Source organism: Nonomuraea gerenzanensis (assembly GCF_020215645.1).
Classification (GTDB): Bacteria; Actinomycetota; Actinomycetes; order Streptosporangiales; family Streptosporangiaceae; genus Nonomuraea; species Nonomuraea gerenzanensis.
This window is the reverse complement of the sequence record NZ_CP084058.1, coordinates 8,131,848-8,145,879: the sequence shown is the minus strand read 5'-3', so window position 1 is coordinate 8,145,879 and position 14,032 is coordinate 8,131,848. Positions and strand designations below refer to the sequence as shown.

11 protein-coding genes and 3 tRNA genes are annotated in these 14,032 nt (G+C 73.4%); 3 read left to right on the top strand and 11 right to left on the bottom strand.

What is annotated here, in order from left to right:
- Window positions 1-4: 4 nt before the first annotated feature.
- From mreC to LCN96_RS37780, 10 genes are all read right to left on the bottom strand, one after another.
- Window positions 5-742, bottom strand: a complete 738-nt coding sequence (mreC, locus tag LCN96_RS37825) for a rod shape-determining protein MreC (protein ID WP_225267227.1) — start codon at window positions 740-742, stop codon at window positions 5-7.
- Window positions 739-1,959 carry a rod shape-determining protein gene (gene mreB / locus LCN96_RS37820; RefSeq protein ID WP_225267226.1) on the bottom strand — a complete coding sequence of 407 codons (1,221 nt, stop codon included), beginning with the start codon at window positions 1,957-1,959 and terminating at the stop codon, window positions 739-741. The genes mreC and mreB overlap by 4 nt, the downstream gene beginning before the upstream one ends.
- A gap of 115 nt (window positions 1,960-2,074) precedes the next feature.
- Complete coding sequence (locus LCN96_RS37815) at window positions 2,075-3,946, bottom strand: ATP-binding protein (protein WP_225267225.1); 1,872 nt, start codon at window positions 3,944-3,946, stop codon at window positions 2,075-2,077.
- A 208-nt stretch (window positions 3,947-4,154) separates the two neighbouring features.
- The gene (locus LCN96_RS37810; RefSeq protein ID WP_225267224.1) at window positions 4,155-4,589 is read right to left on the bottom strand and encodes a nuclear transport factor 2 family protein; all 435 of its coding nucleotides are present in this window, start codon (window positions 4,587-4,589) and stop codon (window positions 4,155-4,157) included.
- A 15-nt stretch (window positions 4,590-4,604) separates the two neighbouring features.
- Window positions 4,605-7,244 carry a hypothetical protein gene (locus LCN96_RS37805; RefSeq protein WP_225267223.1) on the bottom strand — a complete coding sequence of 880 codons (2,640 nt, stop codon included), beginning with the start codon at window positions 7,242-7,244 and terminating at the stop codon, window positions 4,605-4,607.
- A 314-nt stretch (window positions 7,245-7,558) separates the two neighbouring features.
- Window positions 7,559-7,633, bottom strand: a tRNA-Val gene (locus tag LCN96_RS37800).
- Between the two features lie 5 nt (window positions 7,634-7,638).
- Window positions 7,639-7,709 (bottom strand) — tRNA-Cys (locus LCN96_RS37795).
- A gap of 15 nt (window positions 7,710-7,724) precedes the next feature.
- Window positions 7,725-7,796, bottom strand: a tRNA-Gly gene (locus tag LCN96_RS37790).
- Between the two features lie 86 nt (window positions 7,797-7,882).
- Window positions 7,883-8,608, bottom strand: a complete 726-nt coding sequence (locus LCN96_RS37785) for an SDR family NAD(P)-dependent oxidoreductase (protein ID WP_225267222.1) — start codon at window positions 8,606-8,608, stop codon at window positions 7,883-7,885.
- Between the two features lie 68 nt (window positions 8,609-8,676).
- Window positions 8,677-9,876, bottom strand: coding sequence for a ferritin-like domain-containing protein (locus tag LCN96_RS37780; protein ID WP_225267221.1), 1,200 nt, complete (start codon window positions 9,874-9,876; stop codon window positions 8,677-8,679).
- A 101-nt stretch (window positions 9,877-9,977) separates the two neighbouring features.
- Here LCN96_RS37780 and LCN96_RS37775 point away from each other — a divergent pair, with 101 nt between their 5' ends.
- Genes LCN96_RS37775 through hutH form a run of 3 tightly spaced genes read left to right on the top strand, consistent with a single transcriptional unit; the run spans window position 9,978 to window position 12,848 of the window.
- A complete protein-coding gene (locus tag LCN96_RS37775; RefSeq protein ID WP_225267220.1) occupies window positions 9,978-10,529 on the top strand; it encodes a hemerythrin domain-containing protein in 552 nt (183 codons plus the stop codon).
- Window positions 10,530-10,573: 44 nt separating this feature from the next.
- Window positions 10,574-11,281, top strand: coding sequence for an ArsR/SmtB family transcription factor (locus tag LCN96_RS37770; protein ID WP_225267219.1), 708 nt, complete (start codon window positions 10,574-10,576; stop codon window positions 11,279-11,281).
- Window positions 11,282-11,297: 16 nt separating this feature from the next.
- Window positions 11,298-12,848, top strand: coding sequence for a histidine ammonia-lyase (gene hutH, locus LCN96_RS37765; protein WP_225267218.1), 1,551 nt, complete (start codon window positions 11,298-11,300; stop codon window positions 12,846-12,848).
- Here the strand turns inward: hutH and LCN96_RS37760 are convergent.
- Complete coding sequence (locus tag LCN96_RS37760) at window positions 12,845-14,026, bottom strand: Rid family hydrolase (protein WP_225267217.1); 1,182 nt, start codon at window positions 14,024-14,026, stop codon at window positions 12,845-12,847. The two genes, hutH and LCN96_RS37760, sit on opposite strands and share 4 nt — an antisense overlap.
- Between the last annotated feature and the right edge of the window lie 6 nt (window positions 14,027-14,032).

Genomic DNA, 14,032 nt, shown 5'->3' with positions numbered 1-14,032 from the left:
GCCCTCACCTCTCCGGCCGCGGCACGATCACCGCCACCAGCCCCAGCGCCGACAGCCGCGCGGCGGGCCGCACCAGCGCCGTCCGGATGGCCGCCCCCGGCGCGCTCTCCAGCGCGGCGACCGTCCCGATGGGCACCCCGGCCACGTACGGCCGCCCGCCCGCCGAGCCCAGCGTCACCACCTCGTCACCCACCTCCAGCGGCGCGTGCGGGTCGAACAGGCTCAGCCGCAGCCCCTGACCGGGCACCCCCGTCACCACGCCCAGCTCACCGGAGCCCGCCACGCGTGCCCCGAGGGAGGAGCCCGCGTCGGTGATCAGCGACACCGACGCCGTGGCGGGCCCCGCCCAGGTGACCTTGCCGACCAGGCCGTCGGCGTTCAGCACGGTCACGTCGCGCTCGACGCCCGACGAGGCCCCGGCGTCGATCGTGACGCTCTGTCCCCGGCCGAACCCGACCACGTGCGCCGCCACGCCCCGCCGCCCGTCCGGCACGTCGAGCCGCTCCACGGACCGGGTGCCGGACGACAGCAGCCTGGCCCGCAGCGCGGCGTTCTCCCGCTCCAGCTCCACCAGCCGGTCCTGGCCGCCGAACGCCCTGGCCGCCGTGCCGAGCGCGCTCTCGACCGCGCCGTACACGCTCGCGCCCGCCGCCCGTACGGGGGTCAGCGGCGCCAGCGTACGGTCGATCGCGACGAGCAGGACGGCGGCCACCAGGACGAGCAGGACGAGCGCCCGCCTCACCGGCGCGACCAATCGGGCAGCAGCACGTCGCGCATGGCCTGGAAGCGCTCCACGCAGCGGCCCGCGCCCAGCGCCACCGAGTACAGCGGCTTGTCCACCAGCCGGATGGGCATGCCGGTGGCCTCGCCCATCCGCTCGGGCAGGCCCCGTAACAGGGCGCCGCCGCCGGTCAGCACGATGCCGTTGTCGAGCAGGTCGCCCGCCAGCTCGGCGGGGCACTGGTCGAGCGTCGTCTGCACCGCGTCGACGATGGCCTGCACCTGGTCCTCGATGGCCTCGCTGATCTGCTCGGCGGTGATGGTGGCGGTCTTGGGCAGGCCGCTGACGAGGTCGCGCCCGCGTACCGGGGCGGAGGTCTTCGGATCCAGCGTGAGCGGCGCGGCGGCGGGCGCCGCGCTCTCCGGCTTCTGCCTGGACCGGAACGGGTTCCAGCCGCGCGGCGCGGGCGGCGGCTCGCCGGGCTCGTCGTCGGCCGGGCCGGGCGTCCCGTCCTCGGCGGGCACGACCAGGCCGGCGCGGTGCCGGCCCACGGGGTCGGCGCCGAGCGGGGGAGCGGCCCGCACCATGCCGAGGTCGATCTTCAGCCGTTCGGCGGTGCGCTCGCCGAGCAGCAGCGCGTGCTCCTTCTTGATGTGGGTGACGATGGCCTCGTCCAGCTCGTCGCCGCCGACCCGGACGGACTTGGCCACCACGACGCCGCTCATCGAGACGATGGCCACCTCCGTGGTGCCGCCGCCGATGTCGACCACCATGTTGCCGGTGGCCTCGCCGACCTTCAGCCCCGCGCCGATCGCGGCGGCCATGGGCTCCTCGATGATGTGCACCCGCCGCGCACCCGCCTCGTACGCGGCCTCCTTGACCGCCCGCTGCTCGATCGAGGTGGTGCCGCTGGGCACGGCCACCACGATGCGCGGCTTGGCCAGGAACCTGCTCGGGTGCGCCTTCTGGATGAACAGCCGCAGCATGCGCTCCGCCGCGTCCAGGTCCGCGATCACGCCGTCCTTGAGCGGCCGGATGGTGGCGATGTGCGGGGGAGTGCGGCCGACCATCCGCTTGGCCGCCTTGCCGACGGCGACGACGGTGTTCTTGTGCAGGTTGATCGCGATGACGGAGGGCTCGTTCAGCACGATGCCCTTCCTGCGGACGTAGACGAGGGTGTTGGCCGTACCGAGATCGACAGCTATGTCGTGACCGAGAAGAGCCCATGCGAATGCCATGTGCCGCACAGCCTTTCCGACCGGGATGGGCAGGGGGACACTGCCCCCAGTGGCGCTGCCCTGAAGGCGGCTGGCCACAAACGCGATATGTCTGTAGCGTGAGCGTCCGGGCAGGTCAGCCGGGGTCGTAGGCGCAGCGCAGCCCCGTCCGTACGGTCGCCCGCAGCTCCGCGCCGATGACGGGATCGGCTATCGCGACGCGATCCACGGCGCGCCGGATGGCCTTGCCCACCGCCGTGCGGGCCCGCTCCTCGCTGCCGGCGAACGCGCGCGGCCGCCCGCCGAGCCCGGTCGCCGAGGCCAGCTCCGCCAGCAGCCAGTCACGCTCGGCCCGCAGCTTCTGCGCCTGCTCGCGCCGGTGGCCGGCCTCCAGCTCCGCGATCTCGGCGTCGAGCTGCGCCAGCCTGTTCCGGTACGCCCGGCCGGCGGGCCCGTCCAGCATGCGCTGCGCCGACACCTGCGCCGGTACGGCGTCGGGCGACCCCGCGGCCAGGTCCGCGGCAGGGATCTCCCTGCCCGGGTTGGCCAGCAGCGTCTCCAGGTGCAGCATGCCCACGCAGTGCTCCACCAGCGCGGTGCGCGCGCCCAGCTCCACCCGCCACTGCCCGCCCACGGGCCGGCAGGTCACGCGCTCGGCCACGTACCGGGGCACGTGCATGCCGAGCACCTCGGCTTCCTGGGCGGCCAGCGCGAGCTGCCTGCGCGCCCCCTCGTCCCTGGGCCCGTCGCGCATCGCCAGCGCCTGGCCGAGCCGCGAGCGCGACAGCGCCACCGCCGGCCAGTGGCCCAGCGCCAGGTTCTCGTGCACGGCCCTGCGCAGGTGCGTGATCGCCAGGTCGAGGTCGCCGGTGGTGATCGCGGCCACGCCCAGGCTGTGCCGGGAGGAGCCGAAGCAGGCGATGCCGGGGCTGGTCATGACGGGCAGGCCCGCGTACGGGGCCAGCATCGCCGCCGCCCTGGCCGCCAGGTCGGCGTCGCCCAGCAGGTCGGCCGCCTCGACGATCGCGTACATCGACATCAGCCAGGTGCTCGTGCGCGGCGGCCGGTCGGCCAGGACGCTGCGGCGCAGCCTGGCCAGCATGCTCTCGGCCAGCCGCCGGTCCCCTGCCGCCGCGGCGGCCACCGCCAGGCCCGCGTACGGCGAGTCGTCCACCGCGGGCAGCATGGGCGAGTTCAGCAGGCCGCTCAGCAGGGGGACCAGCTCGCCGATCCGGCCCTGGTACCAGCGGACGGCGGCGAGCTGGCGGACGTACCAACCGGGCGCGTCGTGATCGCCGGCCGCCCTGCCGCGCTCGTAGCAGGCGGCGGCGAGCTCCTCGGCGTGCTCGAACCGGCCGCCCCTGGTACTCAGCATCACCTCGATCGCGCCCACCACGAACTCGATGGCCTGCTGCCCCTCGCCCTCCAGCGCGATGCGCAGCTCGCCCAGCGCCCGCTCCGCGTGCGGGTCGGCCTCCAGGAGCAGGTCCACGGTGCGCCACAGCAGGCCGATGAGCAGGTCGGAGCGGCGGCCCGTACGGGAGGCCACCCCGATCAGCTCCCTGGCCAGCTCCATCCGCCGCGCCCCGTCACCGGGGCCGAGCATGCAGTGGTGCGCCAGGCTCAGCGCCTCGGCCAGCGCCACCGGGTCGTCGGCCGCCCTCGCCTCCGACACCAGCGCCATGATCGCGTCCTGGCGGCCGGTGCGGTAGTCGTCCTCGGCCGCCACCCTGATGCGTAACCGCAGGGCCAGCGGCGAGTCCGGGTCGAGCTGCGACAGCGCCTGCCGCTGGCGCACCCGCACCGTCGCCGCGGCGGCGGCCGTGCGGTGCTCGTGCACCCACATCCCGCCCAGGCCGAGCGCCGCCCGCGCCAGCGCGGCGGCCTCGCCGCGCTGGGCCGCTTCCGCGTAGGCGTAGTCGAACCGCTCGCGCGCCCGCCGCATGTCCCCCTTGACGAGCAGCGCGTGCTCTCCGTCGAGGAGAGTCCACTCCAGTGTCTCGATCACAGGCCATCACCCCCGTGGCAAGCCGGAATCACCTGGCACACCCATGGGGTGGCGGGCCTCCCACCGCTCCGCTTCCCCGGCCGATGAACTTCGGGTGAACAACCATGGAGACGGCTCCCGACCGTCGTCCGGTTCAATTCCACCTCAAAGCGGAAAGTTTCGGAATCGAATTACGGCATGGAGATGTTCGTACTTCGGCACACAGTCTTCAGCACACAGTGCGCCAGCTCTGCTCCTCCACCAGCTCGGTGCTGCGCCAGCCGTCGGGGGTGCGGCGCAGGCGGTGGTGGTAGTAACCGCCGCCGTGCAGGAAACCCTCGCTCCCGGCGGCCGTCATCTCCCGCGTCGGGGCCAGGGTGTCGGTGAAGGGCGCGCTCACCCGGGCCGCGCCGTCGGCGTCGAAGTCGACGCGGGCGGCCCCGATCAGGTGCAGCCGGGCCGGCCAGTGCACCAGCACCTCGGCCAGCCACGCCTTGACCTCGTCCCGGGTGCCTCTGATGCCGCCTGAGGAGCTGTAGTCGATCACCGCGTCGTGGCAGAACACCTCGTCGAGCAGGTCCCACTGACCCGAGTCGATGGCGTAGGTGTACCGTGCCAGCAGGCCGGTGATCTCTAATCGGTCGGCGATCTCCTGATGGTCCATGTGCTGATCGTCGCGCTAAGGACGCCGGATGACCAGGCCGGGCAGGCGTTCCTCTGGTACTCGCACCGTGAACGGGGGGCAGGGGGCGCAGAAGTAGTCGCGGCCGAAGGTGAGCTCGACGGCGGCCGGGGCGAGGTTGACCAGCAGGCGGTCGCTGTCCACGCTCACGGTTCTCGGGTCGTGGTGCTCGGGGATGAGCGGGCGCAGGGTGTCGGCCAGGCGCCGGCGGCCCGTCGGGGTGAAGGCCGGTGGGGCGAAGACGTCCCGGACGGTGAGGGTTCTGGTCGCGTGGCGGTCGTAGGTGATGGCGCGGCCGAGTTCGCCTGTGAGGGCGTATCGCACGGAGATGACGTTCGCGTCGTTGCGGACGAGGGCGTAACCGCCCGTCAGTGCGACCCGCGCACCAGGGGCACCGCGGTGGCGGCGCAGCGCCTCGACCACGTACGCCCGCACCGGTGCCACCAGCGCGGCGTTGACCCGGGCCGCGTCCGGCGCGCCCGTGACCCGGGGGTAGGAGACGTCGAGGGTGAGCCCGGGCAGCCGCTCCCGCCAGACGGCCGTACCGACCGCGAGCGGCACCCGTTCCCCGCCCTTGAGCACGAGCGGCGCCGCCGCCACCAGGGCCAGCACCACGCCGCCCGCCAGCAGCACCCTGCGCCGCACCGCGACCGCCACCCCCGCCACCGCGAACGGCCCGGCCAGCAACCCGAGCTGCAGCCCCGCAGCCACGCCGACCCCGCCCACCTCACCGCCGAGCCCGCCCGTCCCGCTCATCCCGCCTGTGACCACGGACGTGCCGGCCACGGCGATCCCACCGGCGAGCACCGACATCCCCCACACCGTCAGCCACACCGACCACCGCCGCTCCCGTAAGTTGACCCGCGCCAGCCCCACGTGGACCAGCCCCGCCAGCAGCACGAGATAGGCCAGCCCGGTCAGGCTGTCCACCGCCGCGACCCCGGCCGACAGCGCGGGAAAGACGAGGAACCCCCCACCGTCCGGCAACCCGGCGAACCCCTGCACGGCCCCGGCCACCACGGCGGGCACCAGCGCACCCCCGGCCGCCCTCGCCGCGATCAGCCCCCGCTCCCTCCTCCCCGGCACGTGCTCACGCACCTGCTCCTTCCACGCCCGGTACCGCTCTGCCAGCTGCTCCCACGTCTGCCCGCCCTCCAGCTCCACCACCCGGGCGAACCTCGACACCCCCACCTGCGAGTGCACGATGAACAACACCGCCCCGAACACCGGCGCCGCGAACACCGTGAACTCGGCCGCCTCCACCGCCGGCGAGATCCCGGCGGGCCGCCCCCCGGCCACCGCGAACGCCACCAGGCCGCCCACGTTCCACGCCAGCGCGGCGGCCAGCGCGAGCGCCCCCACCAGCACCGGATAGCACGAAACGGGAAAGACTCGGACAAGCTGCCCCCGCACCGCGACGTACACGAGCACCGTCGCCACCACCGCGAACACCGCGGCGATCACCCATGACCACACCACCACAACGCGGCCCAGCCCCGGATCGGGCGGGGCGAGCATCGCCACCGCCCGCACCGTCACAGGCGTCCCCGCATCGAACATGCGTCCCGTCAGCAGCGGGAAACGCGAGGTCACGGCCAGGCAGAAGTACGTCAGCGCCACCACCGCCCCCGCCACCACCAGGCCCCACCGCCGATCGGTCCGCACCGGATCGACGGGACCGGGAGGCTTCTCGGCGGCGGGCAGCATCCGCTGCACCCCGGTCGCCACCCCCGCGAGCACCAGCGGCGGCAGAACCGTCTGCACGGGCACGGCCACCAGCACCGCCGTCACGTCGGTGGCGTACTCGGCCACCCACCCCGTGCTCAGCGGCGCGGCCAGCAAAAACTCCCGCATGCCCCGGTCGATGGCCACGACGGCCGCGTACACGACGGGCGCCACGCACAACGCGATCCACGCCAGCACGAACGCCCTGCCGGGCCGCCCCGCCACGGGCAACCGCCGCCGCAGCGCCCCCTCCAGCGACGCCGCCGAGACCGTCGCCAGCACCACCGCCACCTGCTCGAAATAGTCGAACGACAACGGCAGCCACCCCAGCCACGGCAACCGCTCCCGCAGCAACAGACTCCACCCCACCGACCACCCGGCCACCAGGCACGGCAACACCCACGCCCGAGGCCGGAACACCCGGCTCCGCTCCCGCCCGGCAGCGGGCAGCACCCGCGTCCCGCCCATCGCCAGCCCTCCGGCCAGCAGCGCGACCGCCATCCCCCACGAGGCGGCGTCAGCGGCGTACGGAGCGAACGGCAGCCGGTGCCCCCGCGCCCACACCAGCACCGCCAGCACCCCGGCGGGACCACCGGCCAGCCCCCAGCACACGAGCAGCCCGACCCGCGACTCGCCGAACCCGGACCACCTGTACGCCAGGTACGCCCCGCCGGTCAGCGTCACGGAGAACAGCACGAGCGTCACCGCCGTTCCCACGGCCCGCCCCTGCCCGAGCCCGGGGAACACCAGCGCCGCCGCCACGGCCCGGCCGAGCAGGAACCCGCCGACGGGCGGCAGGGCGCACAGGGTGGCCAGGCCGAGTGCGCAGGCCGCGGCGGCGAGCAGGAAGGTCCGCGTCGTCGTCGTCCGCGCCACCGTGGGGGCCGGCAACGTAGGGGTCGTCTTCGCCACGCCCTGTCATCTGCCCGCCACAGCCCGCTCCCGCTCATCCGGTGACCCGGAAGTGGCCACCTGGTGAGCGCCGATCCCGATACCCGCACCACGGCTCATCGCAGCGGCTCATCGCAGCCGCCCACCGCAGCGCTAACCGCACAGCCTGATTCGCCAGCGGCACAGCACAGCGCAGCCCGCTGGCGCAAGCAGCACAGCGCACCCCGAGAGCACCGCGGCCAGCACGGCGAGCCCACCACAGCGGCGCAACGCGACGGCCCAGCCCAGCCGCCGCAACACGAAGGCCCCGGCTGATCAGCCAGGGCCTTGGAGTGTGGTGGACGATACTGGGATTGAACCAGTGACCTCTTCCGTGTCAGGGAAGCGCTCTCCCGCTGAGCTAATCGTCCTAGTGAGGTGGCGACGGGATTTGAACCCGTGTGGACGGCTTTGCAGGCCGCTGCCTCGCCTCTCGGCCACGCCACCGAGCCGGAAGCTCCGAGCGGAAGACGGGATTCGAACCCGCGACCCTCACCTTGGCAAGGTGATGCTCTACCACTGAGCCACTTCCGCATCCGCCCCTGGGCTGCACCCCGGGGCGACGAGAGAACTCTAGCGAATCCTGGCCGAGTACCCAAACTGGAATACGCCCGCCCAGGTCACGTGTGCCCGCCGTTGACGGTGACGCGCTGGCCGGTGACGAACGCGCCGCCCTCGGAGGCGAGGTACGACACCGCCGCCGCCACGTCCTCCGGCGTGCCCATCCGCCTCAGCGGCACCTCCTCCAGGTACGCGCTCTCGTCCAGGCCCTCGTGCCGCTCCACCGGGATCCAGCCCGGCGCGACCACGTTCACCGTGATGCCGTGGCGGCCCAGCTCCCTGGACCACACCTCGGTGAGGGCGTGCTGGGCGGCCTTGGCGGCGGTGTAGGCGGAGGTGTCGGGCAGCTTGCGGTCCACGATGTCGGAGCCGATCTGGATGACGCGGCCGCCGCCCAGCTCGCGCATGCCGGGCAGCACCGCCTGCACGAGCAGCGTCGGGCTCTTGACGAAGAACGTGAGCTGGTCGAGGTGCGCCTGCCAGGTGAGGTCCTCGACCGGGGCGGTCGGCTGCGGACCGGTCGCGTTGGCCACCAGCACCCCGACCGGGCCGAGCCGTTCGGTGACGGTCGCGATCAGGGTCTGGACGGCGGTCTCGTCCGTGATGTCGGCGGCGAACGCCTCCGCGACCCCGCCCGCCGTACGGACGGAATCCACCACCTGCTCGGCCCCGGCCCGGTCGGAGCGGTAGTTGACGGCCACGGCCAGGCCGTCGGCGGCCAGCCTGCGGGCGATGGCGGCCCCGAGGCCGCGCGAGGCGCCGGTGACGAGCGCGACTGTTGTCATGATGCCGCACTCTAACCGCCCGCGATCAGCGACCGAGCCGCAGGCCCGCCGGACGCGGCTCCTCCGGCTCAGCGGCTGAGCTGGAGACCGGCCGGATGCGGCCCCTCCGTCTCCAGCCGGTACTCGCGCCCGGAGATCGCCCGGTTGTCGTCGATGACCCGCTCGGACGCCGGCTTCTCCCCGGCCATCACAGCCTCCTGCATGCGGGTGAAGCGCTCGTGCGCCTCCTTGACGTACCCCGTGCCCAGGGTGGTGCAGTCGATTTGGGTGGCGAGCAGCTCCCGGATGTACCCCTTGTTCGGCTCGAACGTCACCGGCGGCGGCAGCGCGGGAGCGAGCACCTGGTCGGGATCGCGCCCGTCGAACCGCTGGAACAGCTCGGCCGCCAGCCGCAGGTGCTCCAGCTCCATGTTCAGGTGCAGCTCCCAGATGTTCCTCACCTTGGGGTCGGACTCGGTCTCCATGAAGGAGTAGTAGAGGTAGCACTCGTTGTACTCGTGGTTGAGCAGCTGCTCCCACAGGCTCTCGCCCGGGTCGACCAGTGACTCGTAGTGGGTGACGTGCTCCTCCTCGACCATGCCGATCTCCTGGTAGAGCTGCCGGGCGATCGGCTCCATGTACGTCGGGCCGACGTTCATGTAGAAGTTCATGGTCTGCTGCTCGGCCGACATGATCGTCAGGGCGTGCAGCCGGGACAGCGGCTCGGTGACGCTGCGGTCGTAGGGCTGGCGCACGTTGTCGAGGGGATCGCGGTGGTGCAGGTACGTGGGCCGGCCCGGCATCACCTCGGTCAGCCCGTCCACGATCTTCTCGGCCTTGCGGTGCTCGATCATCTCGTAGAGGTTGGCGTAGCGGTAGAGATGGTCGAAGTCCTCCAGGACGCCGAACTGGTAGGCCTGGCGCAGGTAGGAGTCCGGCTCCATCCGCGCCACCCAGGCGGTCAGGTCCACCGCCACCTGCTCGTAGGCGATCGTCGTCTCCAGCACCGACGACGACCCCGGCAGCAGCCAGTTCACCGTCTTCTGCTGCTGGGCCTCGATGTAACGCACGCGGGCGAGCCGCTGCTTGATCTCCGGGTCCGGGCAGTGCCGGGCGAGCTGGTGGCTGAACAGGATCGCCTCGGTCTCGATGCCGTTCATGGTGATGATCCGGCACCGCGTGTACGGGTCGGCGTGGTCCGGGTCGATCGGCGTGACGTTCAGCTCCCGCCAGTCGCGCAGCTGCTCGTCCAGCGGGATGCCCCGCTGCTGGAGTGGGTCGAAGGCCATGTCGCTGCGCGTACCCGGGGCACATACGGGCAACCTCCGCGTTCGGTCCTGGTTCGGTAACGCGGCGCGTGCCGGGGGCGGGCCGGGGTACGGGCGCTGACGTGGCTGAACAAGATGTCATCGAGCTCCTGATGGCCCAGCACGGCCGGATCAGGGATCTGTTCGACGAGGTGGAGCAGGCGCCTCCGGACAAGGTGGAGGCGGCCTTCGACCGGCTGACGCGCATGTTGTCCGTGCACGAGACGGCCGAGGAGGAGATCGTCCACCCGTACGCGCGCAGAAAGCTCGACAACGGCCGGGGCGTGGTGGCGGACCGGCTGACCGAGGAGAACAGGGCCAAGCGCCTCCTGCTCGACCTGCACAGGAGCGGCGTGGACCACCCCCAGTTCTGGGACGGCCTGGCGGCGCTGCGTACCGCCGTGTCCGCGCACGCCCGCAGCGAGGAGCGCTACGAGTTCGCCCGGCTGCGCGCGCAGACCTCCGTCGCGGAGCGGCGGGCGATGGCGGCGGCGGTACGCGCGGCCGAGACGCTCGCGCCGACCCGCCCGCACCCCGGCACGGAGTCCGCGACCAGGAACCTGCTCATGGGCCCGCCGCTCGTGGTCATGGACCGGGCCCGCGACCTGATCAGGAAGGCGCTCGGCAAACGCTGACCCTTCGACGCCCGTCGAAAGGTCGCCGTACTAGCGTCACAGGCATGGAACACATCGCCAGGGACGCCGACATCGCTCCCGTCGCCGCGCTGATCGCCGACCCCACCCGGGCCGCGATCCTGACGGCGCTGCTCGGCGGGCGGGCGCTGGCGGCGGGGGAGCTGGCCAGGATGTCCGGGGTCAGCGCCGCCACCGCGAGCGCCCACCTGGCCAAGCTGCTCGACGGCGGGCTGGTGGACGTCGTGCGCCAGGGCCGCCACCGCTACTACCGCCTGGCCGGGCACGAGATCGCCGAGGTGCTGGAGGTGCTGGCGCGGATCAGCGCCCGCCCGCCGGTGCGCTCCCTGCGCCAGTCGCGGCAGGCCAGGCAGCTGGAGGAGGCCCGCACCTGCTACGACCACCTCGCCGGGCGGGCCGGGGTCGGGCTGCTCGACCGGCTCAAGGAGGGCGGCTACTACGACGGCCACGACGTGACGCAGGCGGGGGAGCGGTTGCTGTCGCGGCTCGGTGTGGACGTGGCGGGCGCGCGCCGGTCCAGGCGGCGCTTCGCGCCCGAGTGCCTTGACTGGACCGAGCGCCGGGCGCACCTCGGCGGCGCGCTCGGGGCGGCGATCACGGAGGTGCTGTTCGAACGCGGCTGGTACCGGAGGGGGAGCGTGCCCAGGGCGGTGGTCCTCACCGACGAGGGCAGGGAGGGGCTGGCGGAACTGTTCTCCGGTAAGGGGCTAACATCGGTTACGCCGGTTACCTGAACGAGAGAGACGCACCATGCGCGACAACGGAGTCGTGAACGTCGGTCCGGAGCCACTGACCTTCGACGACGTCATCAGGGTGGCCCGCCACGGAGCCCCCGTCCAGCTCACCGACGACGCCATCGCCGCCATCGCGGCGGCCCGCCAGCGGGTCAACGAGCTGGCCGAGAGCCCGGTGCCGGCGTACGGCATCTCGACCGGGTTCGGCGCGCTGGCCACGCGGCACATCGACCCGGCGCTGCGCGCCCAGCTCCAGCGCTCGCTGGTGCGCTCGCACGCGGCGGGCAGCGGCCCCGAGGTGGAGACCGAGGTGGTGCGCGCGCTGATGCTGCTGCGGCTCAGCACGCTCGCGACCGGCCACACCGGCATCAGGCCGACCACGGCCAAGACCCTCGCCGCGCTGATCAGCGCGGGCATCACCCCGATCGTGCACGAGTACGGCAGCCTCGGCTGCTCGGGCGACCTGGCGCCGCTGGCCCACGTGGCGCTCACCCTCATGGGCGAGGGCGTCGTACGGGACGCCTCCGGCACCGTGCAGCCGGCGGCCGAGGCGCTCAAGCAGGCCAAAATCGACCCGGTCGAGCTGGCCGCCAAGGAGGGCCTGGCGCTGATCAACGGCACGGACGGCATGCTCGGCATGCTGATCCTGGCCATCGACGACCTCACCAGGCTCGTCAGGACCGCCGACGTGAGCGCCGCGATGAGCGTGGAGGCGCTGCTCGGCACCGACCGCGTGTTCGCCCCCGAGCTGCAGGCGCTGCGGCCGCACCCGGGCCAGGCGCTGTCCGCCGCGAACATGACGAAGGTGCTGCGCGACTCCGGGATCATGGCCAGCCACCGCGACCCGGCGGCCTGCACCCGCGTCCAGGACGCCTACTCGCTGCGCTGCGCGCCCCAGGTCGCCGGCGCCGCCCGCGACACGATCGCGCACGCCGCCACCGTGGCCGGGCGGGAGCTGGCCAGCGCCATCGACAACCCGGCCGTGCTGGCCGACGGGCGCGTGGAGTCGAACGGCAACTTCCACGGCGCGCCCCTGGCGTACGTGCTGGACTTCCTCGCGGTCGTGGCCGCCGACCTGGCCTCGATGTCCGAGCGGCGCACCGACCGCTTCCTGGACGTGGCCCGCAACCACGGGCTGCCCGCCTTCCTGGCCGACGACCCCGGCGTGGACTCCGGCCACATGATCGCCCAGTACACCCAGGCGGCCATCGTCTCGGAGCTGAAGCGCCTGGCCGTGCCCGCCAGCGTGGACTCCATCCCGTCCTCCGCCATGCAGGAGGACCACGTCTCCATGGGCTGGTCGGCGGCCCGAAAGCTGCGCAAGTCCGTCGACGGGCTCACCCGGGTGCTGGCCGTCGAGGTGCTCACCGCCGCCCGCGCCCTCGACCTGCGCGCCCCGCTGGAGCCCGCGCCCGCCACGGCGGCCGTGCTCAGGGCGCTGCGCGAGACCGTGCCCGCGCCGGGCCCCGACCGCTTCCTGGCGCCGGAGATCGACTCCGCCGTACGCCTGGTGGCCGAGGGCGGCGTGGTCGCGGCGGCGGAGACGGTCACCGGCCCCCTCGCCTAGGCTCGCAGCGCGACGATCAGGTCCACCTCCAGCAGCAGCCCCGGCATGAACAGCCTCGACACCTCGACGGTCGTGCTGGCCGGGGGCGTGCCGGTGATGTACTTCCTGCGCACCCGCCCGTACGCGACCCGATCGTCCATGTTCGTCAGATACGTCCGCATGAACGCGATGTCCTCGAACGTCGCGCCCTGATCGGCCAGGATCCGCGAGATGACCTGGAAGACGTGCTCGGCCTGGGCCTCCATGGAGCCCTCGCCCACGAGGTCGCCCTGCTCGTCGAAGGCGGCCTGGCCGGAGACGTAGAGCATGTCTCCCACGCGGACGGCGTGGGAGTACATGCCGTTCGTGGCGGGCACCGTGGCGGGGTTGAGCGGCACGGCCCGGGAGGCGCCGCCGCCCACGTGCCCGGCGATCGCGGTCAGGTCGCGCTCGCCGAGCCCCGCCGCCCGCGCCTCCTGCAACCGCGCCCGCGCCGCCGTGGCCAGCGTCGCTCCGTCCCACGTTCCCAGCTCCAGGTCCTTGGCGGCGTGGGCCAGCGAGTAGCGGGTCTGCTCCGCAGGCACCCGCAGCCGCTCGGCCAGCGTGCCCAGCGGGGTGCCCGACAGCACCTCGGTCAGCGCGTCCCGGTCCACGCCGTGCGCCCCGGCGTACGCGAAGGTCTCGGCCAGCAGCACCTGGGCGGGCACCAGCGCGTTCATCACGGCGAGCTTCATGGCGGCGCCGGCCCCGGGCGGCCCGCACTCGCGCACCCGCCCGAACACCGACAGCACCTCACGGCACCCCGTCACCTCGCCACCGGCCAGCACGGTCAGCGTGCCGTCGGCGGCGGGGCCCACGCTGCCCAGCACCGGCGCGTCCACCAGGCCGACCTCGGCGGGGAGCAGCGCGCGCAGGCCGCGCACCGCCTCGGGGCCGATCGTGGACATCTCCACGACCGTCACCCCCGGCCGCAGCCCCGGCAGCGCCGCCGTCAGCACCTCGCGCACGGCGGCCGGATCGCTGAGCATCGTGATGACCAGGTCCGCGCCGTCCACCGCCGTCGCCACCGGCACGCCGTCGGAGCGCCGCCACGTCGTCACCTCGTGCCCGGCCTCGACGAGCCGCCGGGCCATCGGGACGCCCATGCGTCCCTGTCCGAGAAAGGCAATCTTTGCGAGAAGAGCAGTCACGCGCCTCATGGAACA

Excerpts from the sequence above, each read along its gene's own strand:
- mreB (WP_225267226.1), bottom strand. The coding sequence starts at position 1,959 with ATGGCATTCGCATGGGCTCTTCTCGGTCACGACATAGCTGTCGATCTC.
- LCN96_RS37810 (WP_225267224.1), bottom strand. The coding sequence starts at position 4,589 with ATGGACCATCAGGAGATCGCCGACCGATTAGAGATCACCGGCCTGCTG.
- LCN96_RS37785 (WP_225267222.1), bottom strand. The coding sequence starts at position 8,608 with ATGACAACAGTCGCGCTCGTCACCGGCGCCTCGCGCGGCCTCGGGGCC.
- LCN96_RS37780 (WP_225267221.1), bottom strand. The coding sequence starts at position 9,876 with ATGGCCTTCGACCCACTCCAGCAGCGGGGCATCCCGCTGGACGAGCAG.
- LCN96_RS37770 (WP_225267219.1), top strand. The coding sequence starts at position 10,574 with ATGGAACACATCGCCAGGGACGCCGACATCGCTCCCGTCGCCGCGCTG.
- hutH (WP_225267218.1), top strand. The coding sequence starts at position 11,298 with ATGCGCGACAACGGAGTCGTGAACGTCGGTCCGGAGCCACTGACCTTC.
- LCN96_RS37760 (WP_225267217.1), bottom strand. The coding sequence starts at position 14,026 with ATGAGGCGCGTGACTGCTCTTCTCGCAAAGATTGCCTTTCTCGGACAG.